The organism is Flavobacterium degerlachei (genome assembly GCF_900106645.1).
GTDB lineage: Bacteria > Bacteroidota > Bacteroidia > Flavobacteriales > Flavobacteriaceae > Flavobacterium > Flavobacterium degerlachei.
In genome coordinates this window covers 172,618-191,676 of record NZ_FNMV01000009.1, presented here as the reverse complement: position 1 = coordinate 191,676, position 19,059 = coordinate 172,618, and the positions used below count along the sequence as shown (strand labels likewise).

General features: G+C 34.1%; 18 protein-coding genes and 1 pseudogene. 9 read left to right on the top strand and 10 right to left on the bottom strand.

Annotated features, from left to right (window positions below; all coding sequences use genetic code 11):
- Positions 1-214: 214 nt before the first annotated feature.
- From BLV91_RS10935 to BLV91_RS10925, 3 genes are all read right to left on the bottom strand, one after another.
- Positions 215-397, bottom strand: coding sequence for a hypothetical protein (locus tag BLV91_RS10935; protein WP_091433045.1), 183 nt, complete (start codon positions 395-397; stop codon positions 215-217).
- 75 nt (positions 398-472) lie between these two features.
- Complete coding sequence (locus BLV91_RS10930; RefSeq protein WP_091433041.1) at positions 473-841, bottom strand: hypothetical protein; 369 nt, start codon at positions 839-841, stop codon at positions 473-475.
- 74 nt (positions 842-915) lie between these two features.
- The gene (locus BLV91_RS10925) at positions 916-2,085 is read right to left on the bottom strand and encodes an MFS transporter (protein WP_091433037.1); all 1,170 of its coding nucleotides are present in this window, start codon (positions 2,083-2,085) and stop codon (positions 916-918) included.
- A gap of 272 nt (positions 2,086-2,357) precedes the next feature.
- Here BLV91_RS10925 and BLV91_RS17015 point away from each other — a divergent pair, with 272 nt between their 5' ends.
- On the top strand, positions 2,358-2,531 hold the full coding sequence (locus tag BLV91_RS17015; protein ID WP_175513999.1) for a hypothetical protein: 174 nt from the start codon (positions 2,358-2,360) through the stop codon (positions 2,529-2,531).
- A gap of 62 nt (positions 2,532-2,593) precedes the next feature.
- Positions 2,594-2,971 (top strand): hypothetical protein, encoded by a 378-nt coding sequence (locus tag BLV91_RS10920; RefSeq protein ID WP_091433034.1) that lies wholly within the window; start codon positions 2,594-2,596, stop codon positions 2,969-2,971.
- Positions 2,972-3,114: 143 nt separating this feature from the next.
- Here the strand turns inward: BLV91_RS10920 and BLV91_RS17185 are convergent.
- Positions 3,115-3,243, bottom strand: a pseudogene (locus BLV91_RS17185) (transposase); the annotation flags it as partial.
- A gap of 198 nt (positions 3,244-3,441) precedes the next feature.
- On the opposite strand from BLV91_RS17185, the gene BLV91_RS17010 reads away from it, so the two are divergent.
- Positions 3,442-3,606 (top strand): hypothetical protein, encoded by a 165-nt coding sequence (locus BLV91_RS17010; protein WP_175513998.1) that lies wholly within the window; start codon positions 3,442-3,444, stop codon positions 3,604-3,606.
- Between the two features lie 32 nt (positions 3,607-3,638).
- The gene (locus BLV91_RS10910; RefSeq protein WP_091433031.1) at positions 3,639-4,202 is read left to right on the top strand and encodes a hypothetical protein; all 564 of its coding nucleotides are present in this window, start codon (positions 3,639-3,641) and stop codon (positions 4,200-4,202) included.
- A 230-nt stretch (positions 4,203-4,432) separates the two neighbouring features.
- On the opposite strand, the gene BLV91_RS10905 is transcribed toward BLV91_RS10910, so the two are convergent.
- A complete protein-coding gene (locus BLV91_RS10905) occupies positions 4,433-4,930 on the bottom strand; it encodes a hypothetical protein (protein ID WP_091433028.1) in 498 nt (165 codons plus the stop codon).
- Positions 4,923-5,900, bottom strand: coding sequence for a hypothetical protein (locus BLV91_RS10900; RefSeq protein WP_091433025.1), 978 nt, complete (start codon positions 5,898-5,900; stop codon positions 4,923-4,925). The genes BLV91_RS10905 and BLV91_RS10900 overlap by 8 nt, the downstream gene beginning before the upstream one ends.
- A 416-nt stretch (positions 5,901-6,316) precedes the next feature.
- Here BLV91_RS10900 and BLV91_RS10895 point away from each other — a divergent pair, with 416 nt between their 5' ends.
- From BLV91_RS10895 to serB, 4 genes are all read left to right on the top strand, one after another.
- A complete protein-coding gene (locus BLV91_RS10895; RefSeq protein ID WP_091433022.1) occupies positions 6,317-7,642 on the top strand; it encodes a trigger factor in 1,326 nt (441 codons plus the stop codon).
- Between the two features lie 403 nt (positions 7,643-8,045).
- Complete coding sequence (clpP, locus tag BLV91_RS10890; RefSeq protein ID WP_091433019.1) at positions 8,046-8,720, top strand: ATP-dependent Clp endopeptidase proteolytic subunit ClpP; 675 nt, start codon at positions 8,046-8,048, stop codon at positions 8,718-8,720.
- Between the two features lie 87 nt (positions 8,721-8,807).
- On the top strand, positions 8,808-10,040 hold the full coding sequence (gene clpX / locus BLV91_RS10885; RefSeq protein WP_091433017.1) for an ATP-dependent Clp protease ATP-binding subunit ClpX: 1,233 nt from the start codon (positions 8,808-8,810) through the stop codon (positions 10,038-10,040).
- Between the two features lie 163 nt (positions 10,041-10,203).
- Entirely contained in the window at positions 10,204-11,439 is a 1,236-nt protein-coding gene (gene serB / locus BLV91_RS10880; RefSeq protein WP_091433014.1) for a phosphoserine phosphatase SerB, read from the top strand.
- A gap of 258 nt (positions 11,440-11,697) precedes the next feature.
- Here serB and BLV91_RS17005 read toward each other — a convergent pair whose 3' ends face one another.
- Together BLV91_RS17005 and BLV91_RS10875 are read right to left on the bottom strand one after the other, a co-directional pair.
- The gene (locus BLV91_RS17005) at positions 11,698-11,847 is read right to left on the bottom strand and encodes a hypothetical protein (RefSeq protein ID WP_175513997.1); all 150 of its coding nucleotides are present in this window, start codon (positions 11,845-11,847) and stop codon (positions 11,698-11,700) included.
- Entirely contained in the window at positions 11,848-13,374 is a 1,527-nt protein-coding gene (locus BLV91_RS10875; RefSeq protein WP_091433011.1) for a GH3 auxin-responsive promoter family protein, read from the bottom strand.
- A 187-nt stretch (positions 13,375-13,561) separates the two neighbouring features.
- Here BLV91_RS10875 and BLV91_RS10870 point away from each other — a divergent pair, with 187 nt between their 5' ends.
- Positions 13,562-14,356, top strand: a complete 795-nt coding sequence (locus tag BLV91_RS10870) for a DUF2797 domain-containing protein (RefSeq protein WP_091433008.1) — start codon at positions 13,562-13,564, stop codon at positions 14,354-14,356.
- A 42-nt stretch (positions 14,357-14,398) separates the two neighbouring features.
- Here BLV91_RS10870 and BLV91_RS10865 read toward each other — a convergent pair whose 3' ends face one another.
- Together BLV91_RS10865 and sppA are read right to left on the bottom strand one after the other, a co-directional pair.
- Positions 14,399-17,023: an AsmA family protein gene (locus BLV91_RS10865; RefSeq protein ID WP_091433006.1), complete on the bottom strand. Its 2,625-nt coding sequence runs from the start codon at positions 17,021-17,023 to the stop codon at positions 14,399-14,401.
- Positions 17,024-17,245: 222 nt separating this feature from the next.
- Positions 17,246-19,006, bottom strand: a complete 1,761-nt coding sequence (sppA, locus tag BLV91_RS10860; RefSeq protein ID WP_091433002.1) for a signal peptide peptidase SppA — start codon at positions 19,004-19,006, stop codon at positions 17,246-17,248.
- Between the last annotated feature and the right edge of the window lie 53 nt (positions 19,007-19,059).

Here is a 19,059-nt window from a genome sequence, read left to right as displayed (position 1 = left end):
GGAAGTAAGTTCGAAATATTCAACAATAATTTCTGGCAATAATAACTTGATCAGTTCGCTGTAGGAATCTTGCATTGAGATATATTTTATAAATGCAAAAGTCGTTATTTATATATTTCCCCACAACATTTAGACTTGATCCCGTTTTTATACTTTTTGTTCAGGAGCGGGACACTCGTTCTAGCGATGGATTTAACGCTATGCAGATGCCAAATCAATCTTTTTTATCTTGTTGTTCCGTTTGATATTGATTTCCATCAATCTTGGTGTCGACTACGTTCATTCCGTTTGACATTCCAATCATAAATGCAGTAAGCATTAGCATTATTTTTCTTTTGAACCAAAGAATAGGGCGCTTGGATTTCTCCAAACGGATTTCGTTTTTTTGTTTATACATGGTGTAAATGATAAATGATTAGACATTAGGTATCATCATTATGCATGGGGTTGCATAAATGCGTAGAAATAATTTCTAGGCTATGTATAAACTATTAAGGGATTTTGTTGAAATAGTTATCTCGTTTAAAAAGAGATGTTGCAAAGTAAATGAACTTACTTTTTGATAAAGCTGTGTTCTTAACTTAACGAGAACCTTAATTTGAAGACTGTAAATTGCTGCAAATTGAAGATACGTAAAAGGAATCGAAATCGCTATTTTTACAGCGGTTGCTTGATTATAAACATATAATTTAGAACGGGAAGTTTTCCATTCACTACTAACAATCGCGTTTGAAAATTGGTAATATTCAACCTGATTTGATTTAGTTTCTAAAGTACCATCGTTCACCATCAAGCCAAAAGCAAGAAAGAGCGCAATAAGATATTTTAGCTGTTTGATCAATTTAGAGATTTTAAATTTAGAATCAAAAGTATGTGTTTTTTGTTAATTGTCAATAGGTATGTTAATTGAAAATCTCATTTCGTCTTTTTGCTTAACGCCAATAAGCCAAGGACAGGACCAATAGCTAAACAGATATAAATACTGTTGGAATCCGTTATTGTTTTTAGTGAACTAATTAATTGAATGCTGATTATTGTTATGGCAAAGCCAATGCTATTTACAATGGTCAGTGCTGTTCCCTTTATTTCGGCCGCGGCATTCTGAGCAACTAGGGTAGAGAAAAGCGGAGAATCTGCCACAACGGTCATTCCCCAAAAAAGCATGAAAGCAATAAAAAGCTTTTGTGACGCTATTGCAAATAAGAATGGAGAAATAAGGCAGCAAGCACAAGAAAGAACCAAAGATATAAGTGCGATTTTCTTTGTCCCAAAAGCTTCTGATAAATACCCACTAAGTACGCAAGCAAGTCCACCAATCCCGATGATCAGAAAAGACAAAATGGGAATATTAAAGTTGGTTTCAGGATGTAAATCATTGTAAGTTTTCAGCATCAGTGGTGTAAATGTCCAAAAAGCGTATAACTCCCACATGTGTCCAAAGTAGCCAAAAGCAGCAGCACGCAAGTTTTGGTTTTTGAATATTCCAAAGAAAGCGGATACGTTTACACCTTGACTTTGCTTTCTATATGGTCCATCAGGAACTAAAATTACCATCATCAAACCACCTATAACGGCAAGTGAAGAAGTGGTGATAATAACTGATTCCCATGGGAATACATTGGTAATTCCTTTTAATAAATGCGGAAAGGCAGTGCCTAATACTAAGGCGCCAACTAAAAACCCAAGCGATTTACCCAATCCTTTTTCGAAATAATCAGCAGCAATTTTCATCCCAACAGGATAGATTCCGGCAAGAAAAAAACCGGTCAAGAAACGTAAACTCAGCATTGTGGCTAAAGTATTCGCTTCCCATAATATGCCTGCGTTAAATGCCGCTCCAAGCAATGCGCTAATCAAGAATACTTTTGAAGGAGAAAAACGATCAGCAATTGCTAATAGCGCAAAAACTAAAGTTCCTAATATAAAACCAAATTGCACCGCAGAAGTCAGATGACCAATGGCAGTTTCGGCAAGAGCAAAATTAATCACTAAGTCACTCATCACGGCATTGCTTGCAAACCAAAGTGAGGTGCAACAAAACTGGGCAATAACAATTATGGGAAGTATGGCTTTTAAACGGTTCATGTAGCTTGTTGTTTTCTAGGAAAAGCAAAACTAAAGTATTAATTTATAAAGAAGCTGAAAATTTAAATTGACTTGTCGATGTAGCAGCGGTGGGTTTTATAAGAATAGGTACTCGAGAACGCTGCGCAAAGTGATAGGTTTTGTTGGTTTAAATTTGATCATGAACATGTGAATTATGTAACCATTGTATGGAATTGTATCACATTTTAGAAAATGTATAGCATTACATTTACTTCCCGTAGATTAATTGCGGATTATCTAAAATCATTTATATGAAAAACCCCTCAGCGCCAAAAAAAATTACCTGGATTATAGGGTTGATTTGTGGTATACTTGGAATTATTGGACATTTCGCAGATGTTAAGGTTTTAACAGAACACAATTACACGCTATTGCTTATTGGTTTCATTGTTTTAGCAGCGGGAACCACTTTAAAAGAAGTTTAAATATTAGATTATGCCTGCTTTTTACAGTTTAACAGAAATATTAAAATAATAAATATATAATTATGTCAGAAAATAACAAAAAACAATTTGGTGTTTGGATGGATTCGCATCATGCAACTATTGTAGGTAGAGAAAATGTAGATTCAGGTAAGTTCGTAGTATTAGGTCACGAAAAAGTTAATGATCAATTTGTTCATACAAACGAAAACGCAGCAAATAATGCTGAAAGGGACTTCATTCATAAATTATTCAAAGACATCACTGCACATATGCAAAATGTTGATGAACTGCATGTGACAGGAACTGGAACTGCCCAAGAACAATTTATTAACTACTTGAAGGAAACGCCACAGTATAAAAATGTTGCCGCTACAGAAAGTACTTCTAATAAAATGAGTGATGACAGTTTAATTGAATATGTGGCTGCACAGTTCAAATAGTCGTTTTTAAATAAACAAAGCTGATTTATCAGTTTAAATAAATGCCCCAAAAAGCCGTGTGCTATTTGGGGCATTTTTACTATAAATAGACTGCTTTTTTATACTTTTTGTTCCCCCGCTCGTACCCATTATAAAAATCAATTCTAATCGATCTCTAAAATCGTCTGGTCATTATTTCCATAATTTCTAGCACTGCTATATTTCCAATCTATTGAATCAGTTACAAAACCAGATTTTACGGGATTGTAATGTATATAGTCCAGTTTGTGTTCAGGAGCGGGACGCTCGCGCTAGCGATGCGCGCTGAAGCCAGCGGGGAGGGATGGTTTCGCCATGCAGGAACTGTGGGCGGCGGCTGAATCTCAGACTACAAAGAATAATTATATAAAAATAAATGAGAATTGTATAAAAGGGACGTTGTGTTTTATTCCAATATTTGCAAAAGAAAAACAACCTAAAAAATTATGATTATGAATACACAATACTCCAGAGTGGGAAGAACGTATCCAAAGATGGATAGTACTTTAATAGCCGGAAAACCCAATAGAGATTGTAATTCATTTTCTATTACTGAAGAAAATAGAACGGTTCAAACTCAAACAGATTCAACAGTAAGTAGGTTTTTAAGTAAGTAACAAGACAAAATAAACAATTAAATTTTTATATTATGAAACAGATAAAAAGAACAGTATTCGCTTTATTATTAATGAGTGGAGCTATGGTAAGTGCTCAAGATAGTGCTTATACAAATATGATAAAAATTGGTGTAAACGGTGGTGCTGCATTACCATCAGAAAATGCATCAGCAAATGTAGGAATAGATTTAGCATACCAACATCTAGTTACGCCAGGATTTGGTTTGGGTGTAGCAACAGGTTACAATCAATTTTTCGGAAAAGAGAATAATGGATTAGATAACAATGATTTTGGAGTAGTTCCAGTAGCAGCTCTTTTGAGATACTATCCACAAACAATTGGTTTTTACCTAGGAACTGATTTAGGATATGGATTTATTACTGGCGATGATAAAGTAGCTTCAAATTCATTAGTAGAAAGACCTACAGGTGGTTTGTATATTAAACCAGAAATAGGATATCATAATATCAATTGGAATATTGCTTTACAATACACAAAAGTATTTACTTCTAATGAAGGTAACATCGGTTCTCAAGATTATTCTGTAGGTGCTTTAGGTCTTGGAATAGGATATAATTTGCCATTAGGAAAGTAAATTGACTTCAATCATTTTATGGTTGTAATTAAATTAAGCTAAGATTTTAAAAGTATTTGGGGTGAAACATTTGTCATCATCCTATGCACTTTTAGAATTTTAGCTTTTTTTATTATGGTTGAAAGGATTAAGTTACTATAGTTGATTTGTGTTCAGGAGCGGGAGACTCGCGCCAGCGATGCACGCCCAAGCCAGCGGGGGACTTTGCGCAGCTGAGGCAGGTGGTTAATTTATTTCTGCATTTTTAAAATTAAACCTAATACATAGTAGCATCTTAAAAAAGTAGTTAATATAATTATAAGTCCAGTTATGTTTAAAAAGAACATATAGGAAGATTCTTCTTTAGGTAAAATTAATTTTGAAAAATAAATAAGAAAAGATATTATAATTAATGAAATAACACCTTTTTGTAATATTTCAATAGCTCTTTTGTATAGTTTGCTTGATAAGAAAATTTTAAAAGGACTTGAATCATTTTTTAATTTTTCATCAGAAAGTATTTGAGAACTTTTGAAAGAAATTAAAATGGTAATTAAAGTCAGGATGAACCCGGAAATTGTTAGTCCAATGGCTCCAATGTCAGATGCAAAGTCAAAATTAAATTCACCACTAGGTAATTTTATTAATTTACGTTCACTTCCCAATTGAAGAGATAAAATAATTAAAATACATAAACTATAGTCATATAGTATAGGGTTGTTATAGTATTTATCTAAAATTTTAGCCATTATATTCTTTTAAATAATCATTAAATTTCAATGAGATTTTATCAAATAATTCTTTAGTGTCGAGGTTTCCTGAGGTTTTAAGTGAGCACTCAGCTTCTATTTCTACTTTTCCTTTTAATAAATTGAAGACGTCTTCGGTGCCGTCTTCTCTCTCAAATTCTATCATGAAATCATCAATGTCCTCTGCGATTTTATTGTCTTTTTGAATCGCTGAAAGTACCTTTTTTACAAAAGAGACAGCCTTTAAGTTTTTTTTGCTTAATTCTTTTGAACTTTTACCTCGCTCTCTGAAAAAAGCATCAATTTTCATGGATTTAGGTTCAATTGTATTCGCTAATAAATTCATATTACTTATGAATGCTCCTTGAACTGTACTAGTTAGATAGTTAAGTCTACTTGGCTTTGCCTTAATTTCAAATTTTAAAACGTCTTTTATAGAGTCTAGAACGTCTTTTATAGGCATTTTCATGTGAATTGAAGCTTTACAAGATTTTGATATGTGTAACATCTTGTGGGAGGAAATTTGTCTAAAATAGTATTCGATATCATTAACTCTAGGTCCGTTAGAATTAAATTCACAACAAACCACGGGAACTGTTCCTTTTACATCAATATAAAAATTAGTTACTTCAGCAATCTCGTGTGATTCAAGTTTATTGAATTCTGCTATGGAATAATTTGATTTATTGACTAGAGTTGGTATTTTTCCTGCCCTAATGAGGGCAATTTTACATTTATATATTTGTGCAGGAATACTATATGCAGCGGATACTACAAACATATTTCTCGGTAATTCATCTTTACGATCTTCGTGCCTATTCAAGACGATTGCTTGTCCATTTTTTGTTCTCTCTTCGTTGATTCTATGAATACATTCAACTATTATTGACTTTGGTGATTTAGCATTTCCATTGTATGGAGTAAAGCTTAAATCAAACAGATGAAATTTTATTAAAGTTGTATTTATCATATAATTTTTTTGAGTTTTGTCTATAATTTAATATGTAGAAGACAAAACAATACAGTTCTATTGAGGCTATTTATTTATAAAGCCCACATACTTTTTTAGTAATTCAAATATATAATAATTATCTGATAGATCCTCAAAATGCTTTTTGTTGTTGAGCACTTCGTTCCGCGTGAAGGATGGAAGTGGAGCTCTTTATTGTTTTGCCCATTGGTGCAAAACAATAAAAGCGGGAACGTACAGCCTGACCCTTGCGGTCACGCCCAAAATAAAAGGAAGACAGCTGATTTACGGACTTAGAATTGGCTGAAATTCCGTCGCGTTTTTAGGCTTCAGGATAGGGGATAAAAAAGCTTGGTTGGCTTGGAAAAATTTTATAATTTTGCAGTCGAATTTTATCATGTAAATTAAAGAAGAAGATGGATATCAAAAGAGTAGCAATAGACGCTGTAAACGAAACGATTGTAATGACAGTTGTTCCTATGGATTACAAAGGTCAAGTAGCAAAAAGAATAAACGAAAAAATGCCTTTGGCAACCGTTAAAGGATTTAGAAAAGGGGCTGTGCCTAAAGATCTTGTTGAAAAACAATACGGTAAGGCAATCAAACAAGAAGAAGTTCAAAAAGTGGTTGATTTGGCTTTAGAGCGTTTCGTTCAATCAGAAAGATTAAACCTTCTTGGAACTACACTTCCTAAAGTAAACGAAGATTTTTCTTGGGATGCTGAAGAATTGGTTTTTGAATATGAAATTGGTTTAGTTCCTGACTTCACATTAGACTTAGAGGCTAAAAACGATATCGTGAAATATGTAGTTTCTGCTGACGACAAATTAATTGATGGTCAAGTAGAGCGTATCCAAAAACAATTTGGTACTGCAATTCCTCAGGAAACTGTAGTTGCTGGAGCTGATTTGACTGGAACTTTCACAAACGAAGAAAAAGCGATTAACAACACAACAACTATTGCTTTGGATATTTTCAAAGACAAAGCGACTGCTGATAAATTCATCGGTAAAAAAGTAGGTGATGTTGTTACTGTAAATACTAAAGATTTATTTGAAGACGCACATCAATTGATGGACGTGATGAAAGTAGATCATGATGATGTTCACGAATTAGCTGTTGATGTAGATTTTACAATCGAATCAATCAAGACAACTGAATTAGCTGAATTAAATCAAGATTTGTTTGACAAATTGTTCGGAGCTGGAACTGTTTCTTCATTAGAAGAATTGAAAGCGAAAATCAAAGAAGATGCTGAATCTCAATTTGCAACACAAGCTGACCAAAAATTATTAGCTGATGTTACTGAATTTTTGATCTCAAGCACAAAATTTGATTTACCAGCAGAATTTCTTAAAAAATGGTTACAAACTGTTGGAGAGAAAAAATTATCTCCTGAAGAAGCTGAAGTTGAATATGCACGTTCTGAAAGAGGATTGCGTTTTCAATTGATCGAAGGTAGAGCAATGGCTCAATCTGACATCAAAATCACTTTTGAAGACTTGAAAACTTTTACTACAAAAAACATCCGTCAACAAATGGCACAATTCGGACAAGCAAATCCTACGGACGCAGAAGTTCAAGGAATTGTTGCGAGAGTTTTGTCTAACCAAGACGAAGTAAAAAGACTTTCTGACCAAGTTGTAGCTGAGAAATTATTGGAATTATTTAAAGAAAAAGCAAACCCAACAACTAAAGAAGTTACTTACGACGAATTTATCGCTGCGTCTTACGGAGAATAAATTTCAGTCTGTAATTTCATAAAGTCTGAAGTCAAAAGCCCTAAGAAAGCAGGAGATTATCAAAATTTTATGATTTGATTACAGATAGTAAACAATAAAAAATAGTTATATTTGAGCGTCAAAGGAAATTTTTTTTTGACGCTCTTTTGTTTGAATTAATTTTTAGAAGCTAATCCAGCTTTCCGTTACAAGTTTTTTCAACTGTTTCAGTTTTTATTCTTCTTGTAAGAGCTTCTTGCAGTCGCTTTACAAGAATGAAAAAACGAAGAAACAGTTTTCAAAAAGCTTTTCACTATAATCTGGGCTAAAAAGAGGACATATTGACATCATTTAGAAATAGGTATGACCTTTGCTTTAAAGAAAACAGACACAATAATAAACGTAAAACTTAGAACAAAAAAATATGAACTACGGTAAAGAATTCAAAAAATTTGCTACAAAGGATCACGGTGTAAACTCCATGTATTACGATAAAATCGTAGGTGCAATGACTCCTAAAAATATGACTCCCTATATTATTGAAGAACGTCAGCTGAATATTTCGCAATTAGACGTTTTTTCGAGATTGATGATGGACAGAATTATTTTCCTAGGAACAGGAATTGATGACCAAATAGCAAACATCGTTCAAGCACAATTGTTGTTTCTTGAAAGTGCCGATGCTTCTAAGGACATTCAAATTTATTTGAACTCTCCAGGAGGAAGTGTTTATGCAGGTTTAGGAATATATGACACGATGCAATACATCAAGCCTGATGTAGCTACAATATGTACAGGAATGGCTGCTTCTATGGGAGCGGTATTGTTATGTGCAGGTGCGCCAGGAAAACGTTCAGCATTGCCACACTCAAGAGTAATGATTCACCAACCATCAGGAGGAGCGCAAGGTGTTGCAACTGATATGGAAATCAACTTGAGAGAAATGTTGAAACTGAAAGACGAATTGTATAAAATCATTTCGCACCATTCAGGGCAAACTTTTGATAAAGTACACGATGATAGCGAGCGCGATTATTGGATGATTGCTGAAGAAGCAAAAGCATACGGAATGATTGATGAGGTGTTGAAAAGAGGATAAAAAAAATAGTTACAAGTTTAATGTTTAAAGTTTAATGTTGCCACGGTAACCTTAAACTTTAAACTTTTAAACTTTAAACAAAAAAAGATGGCGAAAGAGAAATTAGAATGTTCATTTTGTGGAAGGAAAAAGCCAGACACCCAATTGTTGATTGCGGGAATCGATGCGCATATCTGTGATAAATGTATCGAGCAAGCACATGGGATTGTTTTGGAAGAAATAAAATCAAGCGGTAGTTCAAAACTATTGGGAGATCTTGTTTTAAAGAAACCAAAAGAAATCAGGGCGTTCTTAGATCAATATGTTATTGGTCAAGACCAAACTAAAAAAGTAATGTCGGTTGCGGTTTACAATCACTACAAACGTTTGATGCAACAGCAACTGGACGATGAGGTAGAGATTGAAAAAAGTAATATCATCATGGTAGGTCAAACAGGAACTGGTAAAACTTTGGTTGCTAAAACCATTGCTAAAATGCTAGATGTTCCTTTGGCTATTGTAGATGCTACAGTACTTACAGAAGCAGGTTATGTAGGAGAAGATGTCGAAAGTATTTTGACTCGTTTGCTTCAGGCAGCGGATTATGATGTTGCCAAAGCAGAACGTGGAATTGTGTTTATTGATGAAATTGACAAAATTGCCCGTAAAAGTGATAACCCTTCAATTACTCGTGACGTTTCTGGAGAGGGAGTTCAACAAGCATTACTAAAACTATTAGAAGGAACAGTTGTCAACGTACCGCCAAAAGGAGGACGTAAGCACCCAGACCAGAAATTTGTGGAAGTAAATACGCAAAACATTTTGTTTATCGCAGGTGGTGCTTTTGACGGAATCGAAAGAATCATTTCGAAACGATTGAATCGTCAAGCTGTAGGGTATTCAACTTCAAAGAATGTCGATAATATTGACAAAGAGAATTTGTTACAATACATCATTCCTAAGGATATCAAAGATTTTGGATTAATCCCTGAGATTATTGGCCGTTTGCCAGTATTGACACACATGGATCCATTAGACAGAGAAACCTTAAGAGCGATTTTGACACAGCCTAAAAATGCGTTGATCAAACAATATCAAAAATTGTTCTTGATGGACGAGGTTGAATTCAGTATCACTGATGAAGCTTTAGATTTTATCGTTGATAAAGCATTAGAATACAAATTAGGAGCTCGTGGATTGCGTTCGTTATGCGAGGCAGTCTTAACTGATGCGATGTATGAATTACCAAGTTCAGATGATAAGACTTTAGAAATTGACGTAGAATACGCTAAGGAAACCTTGAACAAGAATTTGTTGAAACGATTAGAAATCGCTTCGTAACGATTGCGTTTTTCTCAATAATATAAACCTGTTCAGTCATTTGAACAGGTTTTTTTGTGGATAATTTGAACTATTTGTTATTGTTTGAAAAAACAAACATTATACTTTTTTATAAACATTAGATTCCCGATTTTTGTTTACTGTAAATCAATATTAATACAAAATGATAATAGAAGAAAAAGAAATTATTTTATTAAAAGTGTCTGGTCAGGACAAACCGGGAGTAACTGCTGGTTTGACTTCTATATTGGCTAACTATGATGCTATTGTTTTAGATATTGGACAAGCGGATATTCATGACACCTTGTCTTTGGGTATTTTATTTGAAATACAGTCAGGCTCTACTTCGGGACCTGTTTTGAAAGATTTATTGTTTAAAGCATATGAATTAGGCATAAAGGTTAAGTTTATTCCTATTACTATTGCTGATTATGAAATCTGGGTAAAAACACAGCATAAGGAACGTTATATAATAAATATTTTAGGAGAAACATTGACAGCGGTACAGTTGTCTGCCGTGACTAAAATAATGTCTGACCAAAGCTTAAATATTAATGCCATAAAAAGATTAACAGGTCGAGTTTCGATTATTGAAAAAGAGGAGTTTCCTCGTTCTTGCGTACAATTATCTGTAACAGGTAACATTTTAGATAAGACTTTGATGACTTCCAGTTTTATGGAAATTTCCAGAACTTTGAATGTAGATATCTCTTTTCAGGAAGACAATATGTATAGAAGAAACAGACGTTTAGTATGTTTTGATATGGATTCTACCTTAATTCAGACAGAAGTTATTGATGAACTAGCTGATCTGGCTGGTGTAGGTGAGCAGGTAAGAGCTATCACAGAATCAGCTATGAATGGTGAAATAGATTTTAGCGAAAGCTTCAAACAACGAATGGCGTTGTTAGAAGGCTTGAGTGAAGATGTACTGAAAACAGTTGCTGAAAACTTACCTATAACTCAAGGCGCACATCGCTTGATGAAGGCCTTAAAATATTACGGATACAAAACCGCAATTTTATCTGGAGGATTCACCTATTTTGGGAAGTATCTGCAAAAAGAATTAGGGATTGATTACGTTCATGCCAATGAACTAGAGATTATAGACGGTAAATTGACAGGTAAATATTTAGGTGAAATTGTAGATGGCGCGAAGAAAGCAGAATACCTACAAGCCATTGCTGATAAAGAAGGCATACATATAGACCAAACGATTGCAGTGGGAGATGGAGCTAATGACTTACCGATGCTAAATTTAGCTGGTTTAGGAATTGCTTTTCATGCCAAACCAACGGTGAAGGAAAGTGCTTCGACTTCTATTTCAAGTTTAGGGCTGGATGGTGTTTTGTACCTTTTAGGTTATCACGACAGACACATTGATATGATGAAAGAGTAATAATTAAGTGGTTGGTTATAAATCTCTTTATCACATATAATTAGTAGTTTTAAAAAGGGTTTACTGGCTGTTTCAGCTTCTCATAACCTAGCTTTTTGAAAAACAGTATTATTTTGTATATTCTTTAATAAGAATCTCTATTGCTATTATTCTATTGGGTAAAATCAATTTACGGCAATGGCTTTGTGACAAAATAAATAATTTATAAATGGCCTTGGTTCTTCTCGAACTAAGGCTTTTTTTATGCATTCTATATTTTTATGCCTTAACGAAAGGTACTTTTTCAGGTTTTTCGATTAATTGTTTTTCGGGAGCTTTACAAATTCCTCTTGCTCCACAACGCATTCTGTGCGGTCCGCAGGAGGCCAGCAAGAAAATGGTAAATAGGAGTGGGAGTATTTTTCTCATTTATAGTATTACTTTAGATTGCATCTCTTTCAATTGCTCTAGATAATCTCTTTGGTTAGATAATCTAGGTATTTTATGCTGTCCACCTAACTTATTGCGGTCTTTTAGCCATTCATAAAATAGGTTTTCACGAGCGATGTTTATGACTAACGGATTTAGAGTCATGTTATTGTGTCTTTTTGCCTCGTAATCTGAATTCACAGATTGTATAGTTTCATCTAATACTTTTTGAAACAACGCCATGTCTGTAGGTTTCTTTTTGAATTCAATCATCCATTCATGTGCGCCTTTCTCTCTGTCAATCATAAATATAGGAGCGACAGTATAATCAACAATTTCAGAACGAGTGACTCTACATGCTTTGGCAATTGCCTGATCTGTATTTTCAACCATTAATTCTTCACCAAACACATTGATATGATGTTTTGTTCTGCCTGTTACCCTAATTCGGTAGGGACTTAATGAGGTGAAACGCACGGTGTCTCCTATTAAATAACGCCACAATCCTGAATTAGTTGTGATGACCAAAGCATAATTTTTAAACAATTCCACATCAGCCAAACGAATGGTCTTTTGGTCTACTGTTCCAAAAGTATCCATTGGAATAAATTCATAGAAAATTCCGTAATCTAGCATTAACAACAAATCGCTGGAATTGTTAAGGTCCTGAATGGCAAAAAATCCTTCAGAGGCATTGTATATTTCGTAATACTTAAAATCCCTTTTTGGGAGTATTTTTTTGTATTGTTCTCGGTATGGGTCAAAGCTTACACCGCCATGAAAATAGACTTCTAAATTTGGCCAAATCTCAAACAGATTGCCTTTGCCAGTGTCTTCAAGCATTTTATTCATTAAGACAAGCATCCAAGAAGGTACGCCAGCAAAACTCGTGACATTTTCTTTTTTGGTTTCATTAATGATGGCTGCAATCTTTGCTTCCCATTCGCTCATAAGCGAAATTTTATTACTTGGCGTGCTACTGAATTCGGCCCAAATAGGCATGTTTTCAATTAATATCGCAGATAAATCGCCAAAAAAAGTATTGTTGTCTTCGTATATTTGAGCGCTTCCGCCAAGACGAAGGCTTTTTCCAAGGAAAAGTTGTGAGTCTTCATTGTTGTTGAGATACAGACACAGTAAATCTTTGCTCCCTTTGTAATGGCAATCTTCTAGTGCTTCATTACTCACGGGGATAAACTTACTTTTTGCATCAGTAGTACCACTTGATTTTGCAAACCATTTTATTGGAGTTTCCCAAAAAACATTTTGTTCTCCTTTTCGAGTTCTCTCAATCAGCGGTTGTAATTCTTCGTAACTAGAAATAGGAATTCTATCAGCAAAAGTAGCGTAGGAGTTTATCGTAGCGTAATCATATTTTTTACCTAAAATCGTGTTTTTTGATGACTGAATTAAATTCATAAGCAACTCTTCCTGAACCTCATTTGGGTATTTTAAGAAAAGTTCTATCTGATGGATTCGCTGTTTCAAAACCCAAGATGCAAATGAATTAAGTAATTGTATAGGCATTTTTTTAAGTAGGAATTTAGATTTAGGATTTTGGAATCAGGATTTGAATATCAAATAACAAATACTAACTTTACAACGTTATCAAAAATAGTAAAAAAATATAGAATTCCTAACAAACGCATACAATTCAGGGTTTAAATCAAAACCTTATTTTGAATTGAGAATTCTAAAAAAGAAAATATAATTTATGCAATACGAGGGAGTACTTACAAAAATGCAAACTGAATTGGGTGATCCAATTCAATATTATCTGGTTTTTGAAGACAGTTTTTTGAATGTGAATCAATTACTGAATAAAAATATTGAAATTAATTTTTCGGGGTACCAATGTTTGAATTGTGGGAAAAAGAAAAAAATATACCGTCAAGGATTTTGTTATGATTGCTTTTACTCGAGCGCATCGGTTGGAGATTGGATCATGAAACCCGAACTGAGTACTGCGCATCTTGGGATTCAAGACAGAGATTTGGCCTATGAAGAGAAAGTGCAATTACAGCCCCACATCGTTTACTTGGCTTTGTCAAGCGAAGTCAAAGTAGGAGTGACTAGAAAAACTCAGGTTCCCACAAGATGGATTGATCAAGGAGCAATTCAGGCTGTTTCTATAGTTGAAGTTCCGAATAGGTATTTGGCAGGAGTTACCGAGGTAGCTTTGAAAGATCATTATGCTGATAAAACCAATTGGCGAAAAATGTTGACGAATTCTATTGAGCATATTGACCTATTGGAAGAAAGGTTAAAGCTGGAAAAAATACTACCAGCTGAAGTGCAGGAGTATTTCTTTTTAAACAAAAATGATTTGTATGAAATGCATTATCCTGTTTTAGAATACCCTACGAAAGTCAAAAGTTTAAGTCTTGAAAAAACACCGACTTTTGAAGGCAAATTGACAGGTATAAAAGGGCAATACTTAATGTTTGAAGACGGAACAGTCTTTAATATTCGCAGTTCCGAGGGATATGTCGTTAGGATTTCAGTATAATAAAAAAGCCCAAAAGTAATTTGCTTTTGGGCTTTTTGCTTGTTAAGGAGTTTTAGGTTCTTCCTCTACTTTTTTCTTTTTGTTAAACAATCCATTCAATAGATCGCTTGCTTTCGTTTTTACTTCTTCAACCGCTTTTGTTTTTACCTCTTCTTTTGTTGCTGGAACAGCCGTTTTTGTTGTGTCAGCGGGTTTCTTATTTTTGTTGATGTAATCAGTTAATGCAGAAGTTCCTTGATTCAGTAGTCGTTCTTTTTGTTGCGCTACTAATTGATTGGTCAGGTTCGTGACCGCACTTTTTATATCTGTAGTTATTTTTGGGTTAGTGAAGTTACCTGTAAGCACAGCATTAATGGGTATGCTTTCCATTTTTGCGGCATCGGCAGCAGATAATTTTGCGATTAGTGCATTAGCTTCCGTTCCTAGGTATTTAGCAGGAACATCAAATTTTAAATTGTAATTCATCTTTTGGTCAAAACCATGACTTCCGCCAATAGTAGCTTTAATGTCCTTGTACTTGATGTCAAATGGTTTTACGTTTACCATTCCATCCTTGAAGGTTATTGCCGCTTTCAGATTGTTTAAATCAATCTTGCTGACATCAATAAATTTCAAGTTAGAACCCAGCGCAGTCAACAAGGTCGAATTTGTCGAGTTTAGGGTAGTGGAAAGCAATTGTCCTAATAAATCACCGGTCAGTGTTTTTAGGTCTGGGCTCATTGTATTCTCGTTAAGAAATCCATTCAGTTTTATGGTTGAATTTAATTTCCCGTTGATAATCCCTGCAATTGGTGCAAGTTTTTTCAACATATCCAGTTGCGTAAACGATTGTGCAATGTCAACTTGGTTTAGTCCCAAATCCATTTGGAAAACAGGAGTTTTTCCTTTTGTGGAAACAGCACCATTCAAGCCAATTGTCCCACCAAAAATGGAACTTTTTATGTTTTCCATCGTTAGTTTTTCGTCTTTCACAATCAGTTTCCCTGAAACATCTTTCAAGGTTAAATTGTCATACAGTACCGTATTTGCTTTTGCAATAAGCGAGCAATTTAGGAAAGCAGGGATTTTCATTGCTTCCGTTGTTTTAGCTGCAGTTTTACTGTCCTCTTCGGTGGTCATGAAATCGCTAACAGCTAATTGGTTTGAATTCAGATTGAAATTTCCTTTCAGCTCTTGGTTTTTAAATATGAAACCATAAAAATTCTCCAAAATTCCAGTTACGCTAAGATCACTTTTTCCAGTTGTCGCATTAAATTGTTTCAAATTGACCTGACTCGGATTAAACTGTACCAAAGCATTGCTGATATTCATTGTTTTTCCGTTTTCATCAGCATATTTAAAATCAGACAAACTCATCGTTCCTGCATTATTAATATTCTGGTATTCACTTTTTTCGACTGAAATCATATCAAACTTTGTAGTCACATCTGCTTTCAATATTCCAGTCAACGGTTTATCCAGTTTTATCGGATAAGCCTTAGATAGGTTAGATAAATTGATAGTTCCTTTAAGAGCAGCATCAACTATGGCATTTTGGGTAATGTTTTTAATATTAGCTTTGGCATTAAAAACATCTTGATCTATTTTGAAAGACATCTTGTCAAGATTAATGTAAGTGTCATTTAAAATCCCAGTTTCGTTGATAATTTTAGTGTCAATTACGATGTTTTGAACGGACTTAGGTAAATCAGGATACTTGAATGAAGCATTATTTGATGCGATATCAACATTGAATTTAGGTACAGTAGTATCTGAGTAAAGCCCTTTAGCAAAACCAGCAACTGTAAAGTCTCCCGTTGTTTTTACATTATCTAAGCTTGAAGCATACACCGCTGGAATGATTCCCAAGAAATTTTTGAATGAAGAGGTTGGAGTTTTGAATTTCAAATCATATTCCTGACCAGCTTCAACCAATTGGATATACCCATCAAATTCTAAAGGCAGTTGGTTTACTAAGGCTTTGTTCTGTTTAAAGGTGTATTTGCTCTTTTCTAAATCAATCCCCAAAACGGCATCTAGTGTCAATGGAACTTGGTTCATATAGTTGACTTTATCCATGTCCAGTGTGATTTTCGCAGTAGATTTTGTAACTAAATCTAATTTTGAAGCTGCAAAGTCACCAGTCCCCTCATGGTTTATACTGTCGATTAGCATTTTTATTTTCGAACTTTCATCATAATACTTGAATTTGAAATTTTCAAATTTATAGTTTTTGATGTTTAATGACAATGGGCTACTTTTTTCATCAACGCTTGTTTTGTCCTTTAGTGCAATGTCATAGTTTCCAACACCATCTTTATTAAAAAGGATGTTTATTAAACCGTTTTTTGAGGTAATTCCCTGAATATCCATTGCTTCATCTTTTTCCTTAAAGAGTTCTTTGATAGACATCTTTAAGTCTAATTCCTCTAATGAAACTAGAGTATCTCCAGCAAATGGGGCTTTATTGATAATGACCAATTGATCTAGCGTAACGTTTGCATTGGGGAAATTTTTGAACAGACTTAAATTTGCATCAGCAAAACTAACCTTAGCATCTACTTTCTGATTTATGGCATCAGTGATTTTAGCTTTTATCTCATCTTTAAAAAAATAAGGAATCGCAAATAGTGAGACAGCAACTAAGATAATTACAGTCCCAATGATTTTTAAAATGGTTTTTAACATAAGGTATGAGGTTTATTTCTATTTATTAGGCAAAAATGTTGCCATAATTTATTTACAAAAATAGTGATTTATCGATTAGACGTTCTCTAAAGTTTTCATAAATAATAGATTGCTGTTTTTAATACTCGGAAGAGTAGTCAGTCTTGTTTATGTGAAAGGTAAAAGCCAAAAAAAAAATCCGTTTGAAAAATTATCAAACGGATTCAGTTATTAGTACTTTTTTTATTGAATATTAATCTCAAATGGCATCATGGTCTGAACACCTTTCTGAGATTGCATTCTTTTTATTCCTTGCAGGACTTTATAGTTTTCCTCTCCTAATTCCTGTTTTATGAATGATTCTTTAGATTGTCCAAAAGGTAAATTAGCTAATAGATCATCAAAGTCTTTTTCGTATTCAGGATAATTACGGGTATTGTATGTTTTTACTTTGGCTATAATTGCCGCTTCCTTTATTGCTTCATTCAAGCCACCAATTTTGTCTACAAGTCCAATTTTAAGAGCTTCAGAACCAGTCCAAACTCTTCCTTGTGCAATAGAGTCAACTTGTGCAAAAGTCATTTTTCGTCCTTCGGCAACATGAGTCACGAAAGTTTTGTAGATATGTTCAACACCTTCAAGTGTTACTTCTTTGAATTTGTCATCCAATGGAACAAACGGACTGTAGCGAGCTGAATTCTCGTGTGTTTTCACTTGTTGTGCATTAATACCAATTTTAGTAGTCAGTTTGCTGAAATTAGGCAATATTCCAAAAACCCCTATAGAACCAGTGATAGTATTGTTTTCTGCAAAAATAGTATTTGCATTACAAGCGATATAATAACCACCTGAAGCAGCATAGTTACCCATGGAAACAACAACAGGCTTCACTTTTTTAGTTAATTCTACTTCCCTCCAGATTAAATCTGAGGTCAAGGCATTTCCTCCCGGACTGTCAATGCGAAGTACGATTGCTTTTACATTTTTATTTCTTCTTGCTTCCTGTAAAGAACGACGCATGGATCCTTCACCTATGGTGTTGACATCTCCTTCACCGCTTTGAATTTCGCCTTGAGCATAAATAATGGCGATTTCATCTTTAGCATCATTGATGTTTGATGTTGTCATCATTTTTTTAGTATAATCGAAGATATCGACTTTATTATACTCTTCCTCTTTTTCTACTTTTAAAAGCTTTCTGATAGCGTCATGATACACATCTTCGTATGCTATAATGTCTACTAAATGTTGCGCTTTTGCCATTTCTGGAGTTCTTGCCAAAAGTCCATTTGCGATTTCGTTAAGTTTCTCAACAGAAACATTTCTGCTTTTTGAAATTTCTGATACAACTGAACTCCAAATAGAATTTAATAAAGCAGTAGTTTGTTCTCTATTGGCATCACTCATTTCGTTTTCTAGAAACGGTTCAACGGCACTTTTATATTTTCCATGTCGAATTACTTCCATTTTTACACCAGATTTTTCCTGAAAGTCCTTAAAAAAAAGTATTTCAGCAGATAATCCTTTGAAATCCATATCAGCTACAGGATTCAAGTAAATAGGACTAGCGACAGAATTAAGATAGTATTCTTTCTGAGTATAGGAATTGGCATAAGCCATTACAAATTTCCCAGATTTCTTGAAGCTTTCAAGTTCATCCCTTAAGGCTTTACTTTGCGCCATTCCTAAAGTAGACTCACCGTTTAAAATAGAAATTCCTTTGATGTCACCATCCGTTTTTGCTTCTTCAATAGCATTGATTACATCCGTTAAACCAACACTTTTTTTATCTGAAAATATGGTTACCCAGGGATCTTTGTATTTTCCTGCATAATCATATTTTATATTTTTAAGGTCTAATTCAATCACCGAGTTGTTTTTGACTGTTACCGTTTCAGAGTCGCCACCAAATAGGGCAGCAATCATCAAAATTCCAAAAAAGAACAGCATTAAAAAAACAAATAAACCTATAATGGTTGCCAATACATTTCCTAAAAACTTCATAATTATATTTTTTTAATAAGTAGTAAAAAAGGATTAATTGTTACAGTTTTTTA